Origin of the sequence: Flavobacterium sp. 5, assembly GCF_002813295.1 — a bacterium.
Lineage (GTDB): Bacteria > Bacteroidota > Bacteroidia > Flavobacteriales > Flavobacteriaceae > Flavobacterium.
Genome location: NZ_PHUE01000001.1, coordinates 3,383,134 through 3,404,328, shown reverse-complemented (window position 1 = coordinate 3,404,328; position 21,195 = coordinate 3,383,134). Strand labels below are relative to the sequence as shown.

Here is a 21,195-nt window from a genome sequence, read left to right as displayed (position 1 = left end):
TATTTAAAATTGACTAGTCCTAAATAAACAATACAGTTTTTTAGATAAATAATTAAAATAAAAAAACTTCATTTAGCGTTAGCCAAATGAAGTTTTTTCTTGTACTCAGAGCGGGACTTGAACCCGCACGAACATTGCTGTTCACTGGATTTTAAGTCCAGCGTGTCTACCAATTTCACCATCCAAGCATTATAAAGTGGTACCTCCAGGGATCGAACCAGGGACACATGGATTTTCAGTCCATTGCTCTACCATCTGAGCTAAGGTACCTAAAATTTTAATTAAATTTTAGTATAAAAAACCCTGTTTCTTATCGAAACAGGGTTTTTATAAAAAAAGGCAGCGACATACTCTCCCACATAACTGCAGTACCATCTGCGCAGGCGGGCTTAACTACTCTGTTCGGGATGGGAAGAGGTGAGCCCCGCCGCAATAACCACCTTAAGAAGTTATAATTGCTTTGGACAATCATCTTGCAAGTCGTAATTCCTAATTTAGAACTCGTGCATTGCAACAATATCTTAACATACTGAGATAAAGAATATAAAAAGTGTATTAGAAAGTTTCTTCCCGAGTCTTGCGACTCGGGAAAAGGGTGTACATAAGCTTACGGGTTATTAGTACTACTCGACTATGACATTACTGCCTTTACATCTATAGCCTATCAACGTGGTCATCTCCCACGACCCTTAAAAGAAATCTCATCTTGTGGTGGGTTTCGCGCTTATATGCTTTCAGCGCTTATCCCTTCCAAACGTAGCTACTCTGCGGTGCCCCTGGCGGGACAACAGATACACTAGAGGTTTGTCCAATTCGGTCCTCTCGTACTAGAATCAGATCCACTCAAATTTCTTGCGCCCACAGTAGATAGAGACCGAACTGTCTCACGACGTTCTGAACCCAGCTCGCGTGCCACTTTAATGGGCGAACAGCCCAACCCTTGGGACCTTCTCCAGCCCCAGGATGTGACGAGCCGACATCGAGGTGCCAAACCCCCCCGTCGATATGAGCTCTTGGGGGAGATCAGCCTGTTATCCCCGGCGTACCTTTTATCCTTTGAGCGATGGCCCTTCCATGCGGAACCACCGGATCACTATGCTCTACTTTCGTACCTGATCGACCTGTATGTCTCTCAGTCAAGCTCCCTTATGCCATTGCACTCTACGCACGGTTACCAAGCGTACTGAGGGAACCTTTAGAAGCCTCCGTTACTCTTTTGGAGGCGACCACCCCAGTCAAACTACCCACCAAGCAATGTCCCCCGCAAAGCGGGGTTAGGCCTCAGATAAACAAAGGGTTGTATTTCAACAATGACTCCACAACGCCTAGCGACGCCACTTCACAGTCTCCAACCTATCCTACACATCATTTATCCAAGGTCAATACTAAGCTATAGTAAAGGTGCACAGGGTCTTTTCGTCCCACTGCGGGTAAACGGCATCTTCACCGTTACTACAATTTCACCGAGCTCATGGCTGAGACAGTGTCCAGATCGTTACACCATTCGTGCAGGTCGGAACTTACCCGACAAGGAATTTCGCTACCTTAGGACCGTTATAGTTACGGCCGCCGTTTACTGGGGCTTCAATTCAATGCTTCTCCGAAGATAACATCTCCTCTTAACCTTCCAGCACCGGGCAGGTGTCAGGCCCTATACTTCATCTTACGATTTTGCAGAGCCCTGTGTTTTTGATAAACAGTCGCCTGGACCTCTTCACTGCGGCCCCGATTACTCGGGGCGACCCTTCTCCCGAAGTTACGGGTCTATTTTGCCTAATTCCTTAGCCATGAATCTCTCGAGCACCTTAGGATTCTCTCCTCGACTACCTGTGTCGGTTTGCGGTACGGGTACTAATTACCTGAAGTTTAGAGGTTTTTCTTGGAAGCCCTTAGGCGCACTATCTCTTTGTCCGAAGACTCCGAGTACTATCGTATTTCCCCAAGCCGCGTGGATTTGCCTGCGCAGCTTATAGGTAGGTACTTCAACGAACTATTCCGTCAGTTCGCGGCGCTTTCATCACTCCGTCACCCCATCACAGTAATTAGTAGTACGGGAATATTAACCCGTGGTCCATCGACTGTCCCTTTCGGGTTCGCCTTAGGTCCCGACTAACCCACAGCTGATTAGCATAGCTGTGGAAACCTTAGTCTTTCGGTGTGCGGGTTTCTCGCCCGCATTATCGTTACTTATGCCTACATTTTCTTTTCTAACCAGTCCAGCATGCTTTACAACACACCTTCAACCCTGTTAGAATGCTCCCCTACCACTTGTAATAAATTACAAATCCATAGCTTCGGTAATATGTTTATGCCCGATTATTATCCATGCTCGTCCGCTCGACTAGTGAGCTGTTACGCACTCTTTAAATGAATGGCTGCTTCCAAGCCAACATCCTAGCTGTCTGGGCAGACAAACCTCGTTCTTTCAACTTAACATATATTTGGGGACCTTAGCTGATGGTCTGGGTTCTTTCCCTCTCGGACTTGGACCTTAGCACCCAAGCCCTCACTGCACGGAAACATTATATAGCATTCGGAGTTTGTCAGGAATTGGTAGGCGGTGAAGCCCCCGCATCCAATCAGTAGCTCTACCTCTATATAACTTTACGCCGTGCGCTGCACCTAAATGCATTTCGGGGAGTACGAGCTATTTCCGAGTTTGATTGGCCTTTCACCCCTACCCACAGGTCATCCGAAGACTTTTCAACGTCAACCGGTTCGGACCTCCACACTGTGTTACCAGCGCTTCATCCTGCCCATGGGTAGATCACACGGTTTCGCGTCTAACACTACTGACTAAAGCGCCCTATTCAGACTCGCTTTCGCTACGGATCCATGGCTTAACCATTTATCCTTGCCAGCAACGTTAACTCGTAGGCTCATTATGCAAAAGGCACGCCGTCACCCCACAAAAGGGCTCCGACCGCTTGTAAGCGTATGGTTTCAGGATCTATTTCACTCCGTTATTCACGGTTCTTTTCACCTTTCCCTCACGGTACTGGTTCACTATCGGTCTCTCAGGAGTATTTAGCCTTAGCGGATGGTCCCGCCAAATTCAGACAGGGTTTCACGTGCCCCGCCCTACTCAGGATACCACTATCCTTTACATTCATTACTTATACAGGGCTATCACCTTCTTTGGCTCTACTTTCCAGTAGATTCTAATTCTTTATGCAAGAAATGTCGTGGTCCTACAACCCCAACATTGCCGTAACAACATTGGTTTGGGCTAATCCGCGTTCGCTCGCCACTACTTACGGAATCACTTTTGTTTTCTTCTCCTCCGCCTACTTAGATGTTTCAGTTCAGCGGGTTTGCCCACCTATCGGTGTACTATGTCTTCAACATAGTGGGTTGCCCCATTCAGGTATTTACGGATCAATCGATGTGTGCTCGTCCCCGTAACTTTTCGCAGCTTATCACGCCTTTCATCGCCTCTGAGAGCCAAGGCATCCCCCATACGCCCTTATTTTGCTTATTGTACCAATCTTAAAATTAATTAAGACCGTTTTTTTTTGTCTTTTACTATAAATAGTAAAAAACGCTTTCTACTTTTTATTATTTCTTATCTCAATATGTCAATGAACTTTTTCCTTAGTAGAGACGTTGCAATGCAACGTCTCTACCGGATTGTGGAGAATAACGGAGTCGAACCGTTGACCTCCTGCGTGCAAGGCAGGCGCTCTAGCCAGCTGAGCTAATCCCCCATTTTTAAATGATGAGTTATGAATTATGAGTTATGAATTTGCTCATAAACGCTCAACTTCTAAAATTTCCTTTTTTTAAGAATTTCAATTCTTTTAAACTTATAACTCATAACTTATGACTTATAACTCTTAAAATAGTTGTCTCGGACAGACTCGAACTGTCGACCCCTACATTATCAGTGTAGTACTCTAACCAGCTGAGCTACGAGACACTCTTTATTCTTAAATTGTATTAGTCGTTGCACTGCAACGCCTCTACTTTTATTCTTTATTTTTTTAAATTAACAGCAAGAGTAATATAATCTTTAATTTGTAACCTATAAATTCTTCGTCTTCTTTCCCTAGCGTGCAATAAATTGCTAACAACTAAGGCTCTAGAAAGGAGGTGTTCCAGCCGCACCTTCCGGTACGGCTACCTTGTTACGACTTAGCCCTAGTTACCAGTTTTACCCTAGGCAGCTCCTTGCGGTCACCGACTTCAGGCACCCCCAGCTTCCATGGCTTGACGGGCGGTGTGTACAAGGCCCGGGAACGTATTCACCGGATCATGGCTGATATCCGATTACTAGCGATTCCAGCTTCACGGAGTCGAGTTGCAGACTCCGATCCGAACTGTGACCGGTTTTGTAGATTCGCTCCTGGTCGCCCAGTGGCTGCTCTCTGTACCGGCCATTGTAGCACGTGTGTAGCCCAAGGCGTAAGGGCCGTGATGATTTGACGTCATCCCCACCTTCCTCACAGTTTGCACTGGCAGTCTCGTTAGAGTTCCCGACATGACTCGCTGGCAACTAACAACAGGGGTTGCGCTCGTTATAGGACTTAACCTGACACCTCACGGCACGAGCTGACGACAACCATGCAGCACCTTGTAAATTGTCTTGCGAAAAGTCTGTTTCCAAACCGGTCAATCTACATTTAAGCCTTGGTAAGGTTCCTCGCGTATCATCGAATTAAACCACATGCTCCACCGCTTGTGCGGGCCCCCGTCAATTCCTTTGAGTTTCATTCTTGCGAACGTACTCCCCAGGTGGGATACTTATCACTTTCGCTTAGCCACTGAGATTGCTCCCAACAGCTAGTATCCATCGTTTACGGCGTGGACTACCAGGGTATCTAATCCTGTTCGCTACCCACGCTTTCGTCCATCAGCGTCAATCCATTAGTAGTAACCTGCCTTCGCAATTGGTATTCCATGTAATCTCTAAGCATTTCACCGCTACACTACATATTCTAGTTACTTCCTAATAATTCAAGTTTAGCAGTATCAATGGCCGTTCCACCGTTGAGCGATGGGCTTTCACCACTGACTTACCAAACCGCCTACGGACCCTTTAAACCCAATGATTCCGGATAACGCTTGGATCCTCCGTATTACCGCGGCTGCTGGCACGGAGTTAGCCGATCCTTATTCTCACAGTACCGTCAAGACATTACACGTAATGTTGTTTCTTCCTGTGCAAAAGCAGTTTACAATCCATAGGACCGTCATCCTGCACGCGGCATGGCTGGATCAGGCTTGCGCCCATTGTCCAATATTCCTCACTGCTGCCTCCCGTAGGAGTCTGGTCCGTGTCTCAGTACCAGTGTGGGGGATCTCCCTCTCAGGACCCCTACCCATCGTAGCCTTGGTAAGCCGTTACCTTACCAACTAGCTAATGGGACGCATGCTCATCTTTTACCGTTGTGACTTTAATTATAAAATGATGCCATTTCATAATACTATGAGGTATTAATCCAAATTTCTCTGGGCTATCCCTCTGTAAAAGGTAGATTGCATACGCGTTACGCACCCGTGCGCCGGTCTCTAATTCCGAAGAACTATACCCCTCGACTTGCATGTGTTAAGCCTGCCGCTAGCGTTCATCCTGAGCCAGGATCAAACTCTTCATCGTATATTATACGTCTTGAATTGCTTCAAGACTATTGTTATTCGACTCAGTTTCTATCGGTGTTTATTCAAATCTATACGATTCTATTACTCTTATTTTATTTGTCTTATCTTTTGGATAAGACGGCTGTCAATTCAATATGTCTAGGAACGTGTCTTTTTGTATTTCGCTTGTTTCTCAAAGCGGGTGCAAAAGTAGCATTTTCTTTTTAACTGGCAAGAACTTTTTGAAGTTTTTTTAGAAAAAATTAATTTTTCATTTACTTCTCGTTTTCTTATCAGTATTTCAAGGAACGTTGCATGTTTTGCGGGGTGCAAAAGTAAACTACTTCTTTATTTCTCACAAGCTTTTTTAAATCTTTTTTTGAAAATAAATTTTCGTTTTGATTTTGAATTACTTGCCAGATTTTCTAAGAACTTATTCGCTGTTGCGGGTGCAAAAGTACCACGTTTATTCGTTTCTGCAATGGCTTTTCTTAACTATTTTCTGTTTATTTTTTAATACACTGGTTTAAGGTGGGTTACAAAAACACTTTTTGATGATTTTTGAATTTGGGTATTGGATTTTGAGGTGTTTTATCGGTTTTGCTAGGGTTTTGGAGGTTTCTTTGGGAATAATACATGGTTTATTCGCTATACTATATATAGGTACTGAGTGGTGATTCTAAATTTTTATTGTTTTAAGCACATAGAAGTATCGTTTTTGACTGTACTTACTACATAATGTACTTTTTGTATATAACATTTATACCTTTCATATAAATCATTTATACTTTTCGTATGAAACAATTATACCTTTCGTATAAATCATTTATACTTTTTATATAAATCAATTATACTTTTTGTATAAAACAATTATACTTTTTGTATAAATAATTTATACTTTTCGTATAAAACAATTATACCTTTCGTATAAATCATTTATACTTTTTATATAAATCATTTATACTTTTTATATAAATGTTTTATATAAAAAGTATAATATTATTGGTTTTAGATGCGGTGTTTGCTTTTTAAACTAAAATATGGTTGGGTTGTTATTCTGAATGACTCAGAATATGAGGGGCTTGCATCAAAAAGGTGCTATACATATATAATAGGTATATCTAAAAAATAAATCTCTCTTATGAAACCTCATGCCCTAGCCCTGATAGTAGTGGAAATCCTTGTGGGCCGGGGTTCGGCCCACAAGATTGGAACGCATAGCAGGAAATAGCTCCTGATTATTACTAGTATTACTTTGGTTGTTCTACTTTAAATCTCTTTCTCACCTCGACTTTAGACATAAAAAAAAATGCTCTTCATATTAATGAAGAGCATTTTGGAAATAATTTGATATCTTTTATTCTTTTATAATCTGAAATACTTTAGCCATTTCTGGTAAATTGACAAAATACAAACCAGCTCCTAAGTCAGAAAAATCAATAGTAGCTTTACCATCACTATTATTTAAGAGAACCGTTTTGACCAACGCCCCTACAGTATTATATACATAAGCTGTTGTATTTGAATATTGGTTTTCATCGAAAACAATATTCAGTGTTGTATTAATAGGGTTTGGATATGAGTACATTTTAGTTGTTTCTAACTCTTTTGCTTGATCTTTAGAAGCGATACGCGCTGTAGAACCTGCATTAACCTGCAATGTAGACGTTAAAAACTTACGATGATTGGGCTCTACAACATCTTTATTCTCTAATCCATCATTATATAGTATGTTTGAACCTAAATCGGAAACCAAATCGACAGTGAACGCTCCTGAAATACTAGCAGGAACATCTACAATTCCTTCTGGTTTAAGATTTGCCAAATCCACATTTAACAATACTGGCGCGGTGGCTGCTTGACCATTCCAAGAATACAATTCGAATGTACCTGTTGCGGCATAACTTCCTGCAACGATAAGGTATTGATTGGAAGCGTTTTTCCCCAAGCTTCTTATCCCGTGATTATTTAGATTCAACTCAATTGGCGAACCAAAGGTAGGACTAGCACTTGGTGAACCATTCCCGAACCAAGATTCAAAATTTATTAATGGACAAATTAATGCTTTATTAGTACCTGTTCCAACATAAGGAGCTCTAAAAGCAATATACATAGTAGTTCCATCTGGCCCCATTTCTAAACCTTCGATATTGAAACCGTCAATTCTTTTTGGCTCTATGCCTGTCGCGGCTTTACTTGTAAAGTTGTACCCATTGGCATCTCCCCAAGTAATTATTTTACTTCTTAGATTACTGTAATATCCAACAAATACTAATGTAGCATTGGCACCAGTACCTACGATGTCTGTCGCAAAAATTCTATTTCTATCTGGTCTTGCTTCTCCTGATTTTGAATTACTCAAAGAACCCATCCAGTAAATACGATTTGGATTTGTAGGACTTCTGAATGACGCTTCCATATCGACTTCTGTCCCTCCTAAGTTTAGATAAGGATTTACATCGAATTGATAGATTGATAAACCCGAGTTATTTCTGTCGTATAATTTTATTACATTGGTTTCATCATCTGCCACAAACATATAATTAGCATCTACTGGAATTGCTGTAGATCCATCGGCAACGCCTGTATTATAAATATCCTTAGTAGCCGCAGTTGCAAGTGAAGCCGAAACAGCAAGGCTTAATGAAATTGATTTATTTAAACCTTGAGCATCGGTAACCTTCAAAGTAATTGTTGTATATCCCACAGCTGTTGGGGTGATTTTGAATTTACGAGCCGTACCTGTACCTGTAATGGTAAAATTAGCATTTGAAACCACACTTGTTTTTGAACTAGTCATTGAGAAGGTAACTGTATTCAGATTTTCGTCTCCCACATTTATATCTAATCCTGTTACAATAAAAGGATCGGTCGCGTTATTCATTACGCAACTTACTTTTCCAGAAGCTAAATCCACTAACTTGGAAGCAGTGGTATTAAAACTAAGTGTTGGCGCTACATTCGCTCCGTTCACAGTTATACTTACTGCAGATGAAGTAGTAACAACATTTAGATTGTCGTATGCTTTTACAGTGATACTATAAGAACCCGCTGCAACACTACTCCATGAATAAGAATAAGGACTCGAAGTATCGCTTCCTAATAAAACAGCTCCATTGTAAAACTCTACTTTAGCTACGCTCCCGTCTGCATCACTTGCAGTTGCTGTAATTGACACACTAGCAGGAGCTGTAAAAGATGCTCCAGTAACTGGAGTTGTTATAGAAACTATTGGCGCTTGATTTGAACCACTTGCATTTACAGTAATATTGACCGCTGATGAAGTAGTTACAGCACTTAAGTTATCGTAAGCTTTTGTTGTAATAGTATACGAGCCTACTGCTACCCCACTCCAAGTAAAAGAATATGGACTAGCAGTATCACTTCCTAATAAAGTTGTTCCGTTATAAAACTCGACACTCGCTATAGTTCCATCAGCATCGGTTGCATTTGCAGTAATCGAAACCGAAGCAGGAGCAGTAAAAGATGCTCCACCAACAGGAGCAGTAATCGAAATTACTGGCGCTTGATTTACACCACTTGTTAATGTTACAGAACTTGTATTATAAGTAGCCGTAGTAGTGATTGACCAAGTACGAACTGTTGCAAACGAATCTGTTGAAGGATTAAAAACTCCTACTGCTTTTATAATTTCACCACTCGCAGGATCTGGAGCAATAAAAGAGGACGTTTGCAATTTGCCTCCAGCATATTTATCATTTACAGGCAACTGATATCCAGAGCTTGTCGTTTTAAAAGCACTACCAACACCAGAACCAAAGAATATAGCGTCAACTGGAACTGTTGAAGCAGAAATACTTGAAGCAGCAACATTAAACACCGCTACACCATCAGCATTACTACCACCCTGTCCTAAAACACCTGCTGAATTACTAGACCCAAATGTATCTCCTGATGAAGAGCCTGTATTCTTTGATTTTAATGAAACTCCGCCATTACTTAATGGCAACATTGAAGTACCTCCCACATAGACAACTTGACCAGCTACTACCGATCCAGATGTAATTGTAAATCCGTAAGACACAGATCCACCTTCTTTCCAACCATTGGAAGTTGCTGTTCCATTGTCTGTAAAAACAACACTATAAGGCGTAGTCGCAAAATTAATATTTGTGGTCGCCACCAATTCAACATATTCAAACGGTGAATCATTTCCACTTGGATTTGTAAAGATTTCAGAAATAACTAAGCCCTTTGTTTGAGCCGAAAGCCCTAAAGGAATTAATACATAGGATAATACTATTAAGTACATTTTTTTCATAAGAATTATATTAAAGTTTTATTGGTAAAACTATTTTTATTCCTTTTGATAAAAAAGCATTGCTAATTACGAAATTGAATAGGATATGTTATCTTATTACAACCTTAATATTAAGCATGTTAAATAATTATGAAGAATATAAATCATTTTACAACCTCACCTTACACATAAGCACAAACTTCTACATATATATATTGTAAGTGTTTTGCTAATGCTTTATATTTGCAATCTAAAAATATAAAAAACAATGATTAAGATTACTTTGCCCGACGGGTCAGTTAAAGAGTTTGCTTCTGGAGCAACTCCTATGGATGTTGCAAAAAGCATTAGCGAAGGATTTGCTAGAAATGTTATTTCGGCTTCTTTCAATGGTACAACTATTGAAACATCTACCCCATTGACGACGGATGGCAGTCTTATATTATATACTTGGAACGATGCAGATGGTAAGAAAGCTTTCTGGCATTCGACTTCGCACGTTATGGCACAAGTTCTTGAGGAAATGTATCCTGGAATACAATTAACTCTTGGACCTGCAATATCTAATGGTTTCTATTATGATGTGGATTTTGGAGATCAAAAGATTTCAGATGCTGATTTTAAGAAAATAGAAGATAGAGTTCTTGAAATTTCGAAAGGAAAACATGAATTTAAATTACGTCCTGTAACTAAAGCAGAAGCTTTGGAGATCTACAAAGACAACGTTTACAAAACCGAATTAATTACTAATCTTGAGGACGGAACTATTACTTTTTGCGATCATGATACTTTTACTGACTTGTGTCGTGGAGGTCATATTCCAAATACTGGAATTATCAAAGCAATGAAAGTAATGAGTGTTGCTGGAGCATATTGGAGAGGTGATGAAAAAAATAAACAGTTAACTCGTGTTTACGGAACTTCATTTCCTAAACAAAAAGACTTAACTGAATACTTAGAATTACTAGAGGAAGCGAAACGTCGTGACCATAGAAAACTAGGAAAAGAATTAGAGTTGTTTGCTTTTTCTCAAAAAGTTGGTGCTGGTTTACCATTATGGTTACCAAAAGGAGCTGCTTTGAGAGACAGATTAGAGCAGTTTTTGAAAAAAGCTCAGAAAAAAGCAGGTTACGAGCAAGTTGTAACTCCACATATTGGTCAGAAAGAATTATATGTTACTTCTGGTCACTATGCTAAATATGGTGCTGATAGTTTTCAGCCAATCAATACTCCTGCTGAAGGAGAAGAGTTTTTATTAAAACCAATGAACTGCCCTCATCACTGTGAAATCTATAACGTAAGACCATGGTCATACAAAGATTTACCAAAGCGTTATGCTGAATTCGGAACTGTTTACAGATACGAACAATCTGGTGAATTACATGGATTGACTCGTGTACGTGGGTTTACTCAGGATGATGCGCATATTTTTTGTACTCCAGAACAATTGGACGAAGAGTTTAAAAAAGTAATTGACTTGGTGCTTTATGTATTTGGCTCATTAGGTTTTGAAAACTTTACAGCTCAAATTTCATTAAGAGATAAAGAGAACAGAGATAAATATATTGGCTCTGACGAAAACTGGGAGAAAGCTGAAAATGCAATTATCAATGCAGCAGCTGATAAAGGTTTAAATACAGTTGTTGAATATGGCGAAGCTGCTTTCTATGGTCCTAAACTGGATTTCATGGTAAAGGATGCTTTGGGAAGACAATGGCAATTAGGAACGATTCAGGTAGATTACAATTTACCAGAGCGTTTTGAATTAACATACAAAGGTTCTGACAACGAATTACATAGACCCGTGATGATTCACAGAGCTCCATTTGGATCTATGGAACGATTTATTGCCATTTTATTAGAACACACAGCAGGAAATTTCCCTCTTTGGTTGATGCCAGAACAGGCAATTATACTGTCTTTGAGTGAGAAATATGAAAATTATGCTAAAAAAGTTTTAAATCTGCTAGAAAATCACGAAATTCGCGCCCTAATTGACAACAGAAGCGAGACGATTGGGAAGAAAATTAGAGATGCAGAGATGCAGAAAATCCCGTTTATGCTGATTGTAGGAGAGGAAGAAGAGAAAAATGGGACCATTTCGATTCGTCGTCACGGTCAAGAAGGAAAAGGAAATATCAGCGTTACAATAGAAGAATTTGCTTCGATTGTTGATGAAGAGATAAAAAAGACATTAAAAACATTTACAGTTTAACTTAAATTATAAAGCCATAGCAATAAGAAGCAACAGAGGTTATCAACCTCGCGTAGAAAAGAAAGATGCACACAGAATAAACAATTTTATTCGTGGTGTACAAGAAGTAAGACTTGTAGGTGAGAACATTGAGCCTGGAGTTTTTAAACTTGCAGAAGCTTTGAGATTAGCGGATCAATTTGAATTGGATTTAGTTGAAATTTCACCAAACGCAGAGCCGCCAGTTTGTAAAATCATGGATTACAAAAAGTTCGTTTACGAACAAAAGAAACGTGATAAGATACTGAAAGCTAAATCTACTCAAGTAGTAGTGAAAGAAATACGTTTTGGTCCTCAAACTGATGAGCATGATTACGAATTTAAGAGAAAGAATGCTGAAAAATTCTTAAAAGAAGGAGCTAAATTAAAAGCTTTTGTGTTCTTTAAAGGACGTTCTATTATCTATAAAGATCAAGGGCAAATTTTATTATTAAGATTAGCAACTGATTTAGAGGAGCACGGAAAAGTGGAAGCAATGCCTGTTCTTGAAGGAAAGAGAATGATTATGTTCATTGCTCCTAAGAAAAAGAAATAAGTCATAAAATCGAAAGTCAGCAACTGACATTCATACTTTAGACTAAAAGATAAGTAAGTAAGAATAAATTAAAACACTAGGAAAAATGCCTAAAATGAAAACCAAATCTAGCGCCAAGAAACGTTTTAAAGTTACTGGTTCTGGAAAGATTAAAAGAAAGCATGCTTTCAAAAGTCACATCTTGACTAAAAAATCTAAAAAACGTAAATTAGCTTTGACTCACTCAGCGTTAGTTCACAAAACAGATATGAAAAGCATCAAACAACAATTAAGAATTATCTAATCGACAATTTCCAATTGTCAATTATCAAAAAATAATTCTTTAGGTTAAAAACAAATTCAATAACCTTGGAGTATGGCTGTAAGTTCCTTTGATTAAATTCAGGACGCCTGCTACAAAAAAACAATAAAATTATGCCAAGATCGGTAAATTCAGTTGCTAAAAGAGCAAGAAGAAAAAAAATAATGAAGCAAGCCAAAGGTTTCTTTGGTAGACGTAAAAACGTTTGGACAGTTGCTAAGAATGCGGTAGAGAAAGCAATGTGCTACGCTTACCGTGACAGAAAAGTGAATAAAAGAAATTTCCGTGCATTATGGATTCAACGTATTAACGCTGGAGCTAGATTGGAAGGAATGTCTTATTCACAATTCATGGGAAAAGTAAAAGCTAACGGAATCGAATTGAACCGTAAAGTTCTTGCAGATTTAGCAATGAATCACCCAGAAGCTTTCAAAGCAGTACTTAATAAAGTAAAATAAACGTTATATAAACTCAATTTAGAATTACTTACTTATACAGAAAAGCCCAATCTAACGATTGGGCTTTTTTTATTTATAAAACTCCTTTACAATAATATGCTATTCTCTATTTATGAAGTAATAAATTTAGGATTGATTAAATTCTCCAATGAATAGATCTCATCCCATTTATCTTGAGTTATTAATTTACGTTCCACAACTACTATTTCATGAACACTCTTTCCAGTTTTAAGTGCCTCACCTGCAATACTGGCACTTTCTTCATATCCTAAAATTGGATTTAATTGAGTTACGATTCCAATACTATTCATCACCATATTGTAGCAATGCTGCTCATTCGCAGTAATCCCTTTTATACACTTATCTATTAATGTTTGAATTGCATTAGTCAAATAATCTAATGAAGTAAACATTGCAAAAGCAATTACTGGCTCCATTACATTCAATTGTAATTGCCCAGACTCAGCAGCCATAGTTACTGTTAAGTCCTGACCTATTACATAAAAACAAGTTTGATTAACTACCTCTGGAATTACAGGATTCACTTTTCCTGGCATAATTGATGAACCTGGCTGACGTGGAGGTAAATTAATCTCATTCAATCCTGTTCTAGGCCCAGAACTTAACAAACGTAAGTCATTACAAATCTTAGAAACCTTAACTGCAGTTCTTTTCATAGTACCCATAATTTGCACATAAGCTCCTGTATCTACAGTTGCTTCAATCAAATCAGGTGATAAGGTTAACGGGATTCCTATTTCTTTAGCCAAATAATTGACACAGATTTCTGGGTATCCTTCCGGGGCATTCACCTTGGTTCCGATAGCAGTTGCTCCCATATTAATTTCCAAAACTAAACTTTGGGCATTACGCAATTGTCTAATATCTTCTCCAATAGTTGTCGCATAAGAATGAAATTCCTGTCCCAAGGTCATTGGAACTGCATCTTGCAATTGGGTGCGTCCCATTTTTAAAACGGTACTAAATTCATGACCTTTAGCTGTAAATGAAGCTTCTAAATCTTCTAAAACTTTAATAAAAGATTCCATTTTTAGATACACAGCAATTCTAAAAGCTGATGGGTAAGCATCATTAGTTGACTGAGAACAATTAACATGATTGTTAGGATGGAGGAATTTGTACTCGCCTTTTTTATGACCTAAATATTCTAAACCTATGTTTGCGATTACCTCATTAGCATTCATATTTACAGATGTTCCTGCACCTCCCTGAATCAAATCACTAACAAATTCCTGATCAAACTTCCCAGCTATTACCTGATCACTACCATAACAAATTGCTTCGACGATTTTAGAATCTAAAGCACCGCAGTCCAAATTAGCCATTGCTGCTGCTTTCTTTACATACCCCAAAGCTTTTATAAATAGAGGTTCTTTAGAAATTGGAATACCTGTAATATTAAAATTATCCACTGCTCTGAAAGTCTGAATTCCATAATATAAATGATTAGGAATTTCTAATTCGCCTAAAAAGTCATGTTCTCTTCTTGTTGTTTCCATGTGTTGATATATAAAGCTTATAAATTAGCATTAAAGTTAACACATAAATAAATTACGATAAAAGAATACTCATTTAAATTTAGTACAACTAAATAACTTCTCTAAAAATTGAAACATTACTTCCTTTAAGAATGCTCAGGTGACTTAGAAGGGTTATGTTTTACATCAGAATTAAGATAAAAAAACAATCGAATAGTATGGTTCATATCATACTGATATCCATTTATTTTTTCCTGATAAACATTCATATACCCAAAATCGTAGCTCAATTTTGGGCTTATATTTTGTTTAATCCCGATAAACAATCTGTTTTGATCAAATGTATTGTAGACAATATCCTTTCCAAATTGTATTAAAATCTCATCAGAAAGTACCAATGAAGGCAACTTTTTATTATTAAATACAGGAATGGTGAAACTAGCTAAATATCGGACTCTATCTGTAAAGCGAAGGATTCCAGAAGGCGCATCATTAATCATTATCTGTTGCCATCTTTGCTCATTTCTCAGTCTTTGAAGCACGGTTACTTTACCAATTTTAGAACTTAACTGCACCTGCTGATATATCCTGTTTTCATTAGAATAAACAAACCAACCTTCTTTTGTTGGAGCCAGCCACATATGAGCATAACCTCCAATCAAAGAAACTGCTGAATTCGGCATGTATGAAACACCTCCCCTTAATAAATAAAAGTTATCGCTTTCAAAAAAACCATTCTCTCGGATATGAACATCAGCAACTACTCCCCAGTGCTCTGCAAATTTTGTTACTGTATTCAAAGAAACCCACGTTTGAACCTGTTGATTTACTTCTTTTTTGGCAACTGCTTGCCCAAATACTAAAATAGGAAATAATAAAACAAAAAAATTAGATACGTTTTTCAAAATTATATGTGATTTAGTTTAAAAAGCAATTATATATAAAAGTAATATTTCGAAACTTTGCTGTGTAAAATTACTTTTCCTTTCATTATTCCCATATGATATTTATCACTTTGAAGAATAAACTGAAGTATAAAATCACTTACTTTTTGTATTTCAATTGCTACAGCTTCATTATTTATTAATGAAACAAAAAAACTTAAAATAAAGAATAAACCTTTTGTAATCGAAGAGACAAACAATACTTTTACGATCTCCAAATCCGAGAATTAATTCCAATCCATGAACAAAATATCCTGTCTTCTCTTTTTATTTTTTTTCAACGCTTTTTATTCCCAAACCAAACTCCTTTCCTGGAATCTGGAAAACTTTGGCAAATCCAAATCTGATCAAGAGATTGATTTTATTGCTAATACTATTAAAGATTTTGATATTGTCACCATTCAGGAAGTGGTAGCAGGAAATGGAGGAACCCAAGCTATAGCAAAACTAGCCGACGGACTCAATCGCAAAGGATCAAAATGGAATTATGCAGTTAGCAATCCTACTTCAAGCACTGCGTATAAAACAGAGCGTTATGCTTTTCTTTGGAAAACTAATACAATAAAACTAAAAGGAAAACCTTGGTTGGAACAAAGATTTCATCTGGAAATTGACCGAGAGCCTTATTTTGCTACTTTTGAAATAAAAGGAAAAACCATAACCATTGCCTCTTTCCATGCCATAACCAAAAATAAACAACCCGAAACTGAGATAAAATATTTCAAGTTTTTACCTCAAGAATACGCTAATTTGAATCTTATTTTTACTGGTGATTTCAATTGCCCGCAATCTCATTCAGTTTTTAATCCTTTGAAAAAAATGGGCTATACTCCTATTTTACAAAACCAAAAAACATCCTTAAAAACAAAATCCAAAGGAGAAAATTCCTTGGCTTCAGAATTTGATAATATGTTTTATAAAAGCAGTTCAATACATTATATCAAATCGGATGTGATTTTGTTTTACAAAAAATTTCCCTCCTTAAAAGAAGCGAGAAAAATATCGGACCATATCCCTATTTGGATTGAATTCTCATTGAATTAATGGAATACACATAAAAAAAATAGTCCACAGATTATACGGATTAAACTGATTAGCGCTGATTTTTCTGTTCAGATTCTATTAATTCAATCACAATTTAACATTCAGACAAAAACTAATAACTCAATTAAGTCTTTTGTTTTTTCTTTCTGGCTGCAGGAAACAAAACATTATTTAAAATTAATCGATAACCTGGGGAGTTGGGATGTAAGTCTAAAACTGTCGCTGGATCCCCTACTTGATGCTGGTAATCCTCGGGATCGTGACCTCCATAAAAAGTAAACATTCCTTTTCCTTTTTCTCCATGAATGTAACGTGCTTCACCATCGAGTTCACAAGTTCCCATTACTAAAACATTAGATTTCACAAATTCAGAATCAAAAGCAGTTGTTTGCCCCATAAATCCCTTGATTAACTGTGTGTGATTCTGACACAACATACTGGGAATAAAATCCCACTTAGCAGAATATTCCATCAAAGTAAAATAATCCTTGTCCATTGGAATTTTTCTTTTCGTGGTCATATCGATATTCGAAAATTCGTATTCCTCTGGTCTGCGTTCCAAAGTGAAATTTTTGAAAGCAAAAGTGCTATTAAAATTTAATTTGGATTGATAATTAGCTTCACTAGGATCTCCATCAAACATCGATTCACAAATATCAACACCATCTGCTGCCAAAGCAATATCAAAACTATCAGTCGCTGAGCACATGGCAAATAGAAAGCCGCCCCCTATTACAAAATCACGAATTTTCTTTGCGACAGCACCTTTCTCCTGAGATACTTTTTCATATCCTAACTTTTTAGCCAAAGCCTCGGCGTCTCTCTTTTGATCTATATACCAAGGGGTATTTTTGTAAGCTCCATAAAACTTTCCATATTGACCAGTGTAATCCTCATGATGCAAATGAAGCCAATCATACAATAGTAATTGGTCACTTAATACTTCTTCATCATAAATAGGTGTAAAAGGAATTTCAGCATAAGTCAAAACCAAAGTTACTGCATCGTCCCAAGGTTGTTTCCCTTTTGGAGTATAGACAGCAACTTTTGGAGCTTTTTCAAGAATAACAGTCTCCATATTTTGAGATGGACTCGCTATTTCATTCAAAATTGCTGCTTGTTCTGAATCTGAAAGTACTTCAAAACTTACGCCGCGAATTTGACATTCTTTTCGAATCTCTTCGGCATCAGGTAATAAAAAAGATCCTCCTCGGTAATTGAGTAACCAACTTGCTTTGTAGTTTTTGGCCAAACACCAGTAGGTAATCCCGTATGCCTTAAGATGATTTTGCTGAGTTGTTTCATCCATTGGCAGCAAAATAAACGAAGCTCTGCTAGAAATCGACATTAGAAAAATAAATATAAAAAGAAGTATTTTGCGTATCATTTTAAAACCATTTTAAAACAAAGATAACAGTAAGCAATTAAAGTACTTATTTTATCTTTTAAATCTTGCAAAATATTTTTTCAAGCACTTCTATTAATTTTTAGAAGCAGTAACATCAAGTATTTTCAACAACACACTACCTGCTCTCCACTATATCTTTACTTTTTTAAAGAAAAAAAGCAAAGGATGCCGTTTCGATCAGGGCTAAAGATGAACATCTAATATTTTAATCAACTTATTTATCAACACAATCAAGCTTAGGTTTAAATTACACCCAAAGAAACTAATTCATGCTGTATTGCAAAAACAACCAATCCTGCAATATTTTTAGACTCTGTTTTCAGTAATAAGTTATTCCTATGCCCTTCAACTGTCCTTGGACTTATAAATAACTTTTCGCCAATTTCTATAGTACTTTTTTGTTTGCAAATGAGTTGCAAAACCTCAAGCTCCCTAGAAGTGATAAAATTAGTATCAAAACTACATTTGGATTTTTTATTGGAAACAATATCCTTCTGAATAATATTCATTACATAATCAGAATAATAAAAACCCTTTTCAGCTACTTCATTTATAGTCGCAAATAATTCTTGTGGAGTGGTATTTTTAACTAAATACGAAACAGCACCCACATCGACCATGTTCGCTATAAACGATTTTGAATCATAACTTGTTAATGCGATGATTTTTATATCCGGAAAATCTTTACGAATAATCTTTGTAGCTTCAATACCATTAAGCAATGGCATTTTCAAATCCATGATTATAATATCTGGTTTAGGATTATCACTTTTAAGAAACTCCATCAACTCGAGTCCATTTGAAGCTTCAAAAACAACTTCAATATTTTCTTCTCTGGTTAATAAAAAAGAAATTCCTTTTCTAAAAAGCACTTCATCATCTACCAAAATTATTTTTATAGTTTTGCTCATAATTTAAAAATTAAAAACCACTGAAATCCCTTTGTTCATTTGTGATTCAATCGTAAAATTCCCTTCCAAAATTGCTACTCTACTTGTCACATTTTTCATTCCCAAACCCTCATGACTTTCTAGCTGATTCAAATCAAAACCAATTCCATTATCCGAATAGCTACATATGTTTTCCCCTCCTATTTCATTAAAAAAAATAGATATTGAAGTTGCTTTTCCATGCTGTATAGAATTATTCAACAATTCCTGTAAAATTCTAAAAACATGAATATGCCTATCATTGTCATTAAAATCAAACTTTATATTATTTACATATTGAATATCAACAATTTTATTATCAATTAAATCAGTACATAATTCCTCAATTCCTGCATGAAGCCCAAATTTTTCTAAAACTGGAGGAAGCAAACTGTAGGTCATTTTTTTAGAACTACCCAACGCTTTTGAAGTATATTCTATAATATTCTTAGTGATTTCTTCTATTTCTTTTTGAGGTAAATTAGGAATTTTCAACAAATGACAATTTAGAGAAATCACATTTAATTTTGAACCAATATCGTCGTGTAAGCCTTGGGCTATTCGTTTTCTATCCATTTCTAATACACGAACTACTGCCAATAATTGTTTTTTGTTTTGTGAAACATCTAAACTTTCAAGTACCATTCTTTTTTCCATATCAATTTAAATTGAACTATAAATAATCACTCTTCATATAACAATTACACCTCTTTTTATTGCAAAAAAATAAAGCAACTTAACATTCAAAAACACAAGCATTTTGTCTGTTTTTTATGACTTTAAATGACAAATATATATTGTAATTAATAATTTTCCTAATAAATAAAATACTTATGAATTAACATTTAAATGTTTTCACCTTCCTTACACAGAGATAATATCAATTCTGTAATTCAATTTTACTACTCTAGATGAAGATGAATTCTCAAAATATTTGTTTAAAACAAACAAAAAGATCTTAATTTTTAAATTAAAAAAACTAACTATCAAAGATGTCACTACTTCTTCCAAAAAAAAATCAATTTCATATTTGATTCTAGAACTTACTAAAAAATTAAAAAACTGTATATATTTTTCTGTTTCATGACATAAAAAAAACGTTTGGTATCATTAAAATATAGGATAAATACGTTTTAATCTACTTTTAAATTATCGTACAAAAACATCTAATAGACAAAAAACAAATTAATCAATAAAAGAAAAAAATTTAATGTAATCAATATTTTTTTAACAAAAATTTACTTTAATATGTGTTTTCAAAAAATTGATTATCAATATATTAAAAAAACAAATAATCTAAAAAACAGGTAAAAATACGTGTATAAAATTAACAAATAATCACTTAATTTAATTTTAACTAAAAAACAAAAACTATGTCAACAGAACCTTTCATTGGAGAGATTAAAATTTTCGGTTTCAATTTTCCTCCTAGAGGATATGCTACATGTCAAGGACAATTAATGGGAATTGCTCAAAACACTGCACTATTTTCTTTATTAGGCACCACTTATGGGGGGAACGGGCAAACAACATTTGCTTTACCCGATTTACAAGGACGCATGCCTATAGGACAAGGACAAGGGCCAGGACTATCTAATTATGTAATGGGGCAAGAAGCTGGTACAGAAAATGTAACAATATTAACATCAAATATGCCAGCACACGTTCATACTCTAACAGCTTTATCAGTAAAACTAAAAGCTTCAACTGCAAATGCTGATGAAGCATCTCCAGAAGGTAACTTTCTTGCTACTGCTGCTACTACTATGTATTCTGGCAACGGAGCAACTGCTGGAACTTACACTGGTGGAGTTGAAATATCTGGCAATACAGATATAACTGGATCTGGCTTTCCTATTTCAATATTGAGCCCATATTTGACAATTAATTATTCCATTGCCACTGAAGGAATATTCCCAAGTAGAAACTAATTAAAATTATTAAAAGGAAATTTTCAATATAAATGAAGATTTCCTTTTTTT

At 36.5% G+C, this 21,195-nt stretch carries 12 protein-coding genes, 4 tRNA genes and 3 rRNA genes; 6 read left to right on the top strand and 13 right to left on the bottom strand.

All coding sequences use genetic code 11. The features are described 5' to 3' along the window. Nucleotides 1-102: 102 nt before the first annotated feature. The 8 genes from CLU82_RS14200 to CLU82_RS14165 all read right to left on the bottom strand — a co-directional run bounded on the left by CLU82_RS14200 (nt 103) and on the right by CLU82_RS14165 (nt 9,862). Nucleotides 103-188 (bottom strand) — tRNA-Leu (locus CLU82_RS14200). Nucleotides 189-197: 9 nt separating this feature from the next. Beyond that, a tRNA-Phe gene (locus CLU82_RS14195) sits at nt 198-270 on the bottom strand. Nucleotides 271-334: 64 nt separating this feature from the next. Next, nucleotides 335-444 (bottom strand): 5S ribosomal RNA (gene rrf, locus CLU82_RS14190). Nucleotides 445-597: 153 nt separating this feature from the next. After that, nucleotides 598-3,481: ribosomal RNA gene (locus CLU82_RS14185) — 23S ribosomal RNA — on the bottom strand. 152 nt (nt 3,482-3,633) lie between these two features. Beyond that, a tRNA-Ala gene (locus CLU82_RS14180) sits at nt 3,634-3,707 on the bottom strand. A gap of 138 nt (nt 3,708-3,845) precedes the next feature. After that, nucleotides 3,846-3,919: transfer RNA gene (locus tag CLU82_RS14175), tRNA-Ile, on the bottom strand. Between the two features lie 166 nt (nt 3,920-4,085). After that, nucleotides 4,086-5,599, bottom strand: a 16S ribosomal RNA gene (locus CLU82_RS14170). The 16S, 23S and 5S rRNA genes sit together here with 4 tRNA genes alongside, the layout of an rRNA operon. Nucleotides 5,600-6,937: 1,338 nt before the next feature. Then, on the bottom strand, nt 6,938-9,862 hold the full coding sequence (locus tag CLU82_RS14165) for an Ig-like domain-containing protein (RefSeq protein ID WP_100843696.1): 2,925 nt from the start codon (nt 9,860-9,862) through the stop codon (nt 6,938-6,940). Nucleotides 9,863-10,109: 247 nt separating this feature from the next. Between CLU82_RS14165 and thrS the strand changes: the two genes are divergently transcribed. The 4 genes from thrS (at nt 10,110) to rplT (ending at nt 13,389) form a co-directional block, all read left to right on the top strand. Beyond that, nucleotides 10,110-12,056: a threonine--tRNA ligase gene (thrS, locus tag CLU82_RS14160; protein WP_100843695.1), complete on the top strand. Its 1,947-nt coding sequence runs from the start codon at nt 10,110-10,112 to the stop codon at nt 12,054-12,056. A gap of 22 nt (nt 12,057-12,078) precedes the next feature. Next, entirely contained in the window at nt 12,079-12,630 is a 552-nt protein-coding gene (infC, locus tag CLU82_RS14155) for a translation initiation factor IF-3 (RefSeq protein ID WP_100843694.1), read from the top strand. 85 nt (nt 12,631-12,715) lie between these two features. Further along, nucleotides 12,716-12,913, top strand: coding sequence for a 50S ribosomal protein L35 (gene rpmI, locus CLU82_RS14150; RefSeq protein ID WP_022827375.1), 198 nt, complete (start codon nt 12,716-12,718; stop codon nt 12,911-12,913). Nucleotides 12,914-13,044: 131 nt separating this feature from the next. After that, nucleotides 13,045-13,389 (top strand): 50S ribosomal protein L20, encoded by a 345-nt coding sequence (rplT, locus tag CLU82_RS14145; protein ID WP_035633036.1) that lies wholly within the window; start codon nt 13,045-13,047, stop codon nt 13,387-13,389. A 110-nt stretch (nt 13,390-13,499) separates the two neighbouring features. Here rplT and aspA read toward each other — a convergent pair whose 3' ends face one another. Further along, complete coding sequence (gene aspA, locus CLU82_RS14140) at nt 13,500-14,909, bottom strand: aspartate ammonia-lyase (protein ID WP_100843693.1); 1,410 nt, start codon at nt 14,907-14,909, stop codon at nt 13,500-13,502. A gap of 125 nt (nt 14,910-15,034) precedes the next feature. Beyond that, on the bottom strand, nt 15,035-15,793 hold the full coding sequence (locus CLU82_RS14135) for a DUF2490 domain-containing protein (protein ID WP_157813364.1): 759 nt from the start codon (nt 15,791-15,793) through the stop codon (nt 15,035-15,037). 279 nt (nt 15,794-16,072) lie between these two features. Here CLU82_RS14135 and CLU82_RS14125 point away from each other — a divergent pair, with 279 nt between their 5' ends. Next, nucleotides 16,073-16,876: an endonuclease/exonuclease/phosphatase family protein gene (locus CLU82_RS14125; RefSeq protein ID WP_100843690.1), complete on the top strand. Its 804-nt coding sequence runs from the start codon at nt 16,073-16,075 to the stop codon at nt 16,874-16,876. Nucleotides 16,877-17,000: 124 nt separating this feature from the next. On the opposite strand, the gene CLU82_RS14120 is transcribed toward CLU82_RS14125, so the two are convergent. The 3 genes from CLU82_RS14120 to CLU82_RS14110 form a co-directional block, all read right to left on the bottom strand. Further along, nucleotides 17,001-18,263: an asparagine synthetase B gene (locus CLU82_RS14120; RefSeq protein WP_100843689.1), complete on the bottom strand. Its 1,263-nt coding sequence runs from the start codon at nt 18,261-18,263 to the stop codon at nt 17,001-17,003. A gap of 263 nt (nt 18,264-18,526) precedes the next feature. Continuing rightward, complete coding sequence (locus tag CLU82_RS14115) at nt 18,527-19,195, bottom strand: response regulator transcription factor (RefSeq protein ID WP_100843688.1); 669 nt, start codon at nt 19,193-19,195, stop codon at nt 18,527-18,529. Nucleotides 19,196-19,198: 3 nt separating this feature from the next. After that, nucleotides 19,199-19,870: a sensor histidine kinase gene (locus CLU82_RS14110; RefSeq protein WP_232735251.1), complete on the bottom strand. Its 672-nt coding sequence runs from the start codon at nt 19,868-19,870 to the stop codon at nt 19,199-19,201. A 716-nt stretch (nt 19,871-20,586) separates the two neighbouring features. On the opposite strand from CLU82_RS14110, the gene CLU82_RS14105 reads away from it, so the two are divergent. Then, on the top strand, nt 20,587-21,144 hold the full coding sequence (locus tag CLU82_RS14105; RefSeq protein ID WP_100843687.1) for a phage tail protein: 558 nt from the start codon (nt 20,587-20,589) through the stop codon (nt 21,142-21,144). Nucleotides 21,145-21,195 lie beyond the last annotated feature (51 nt).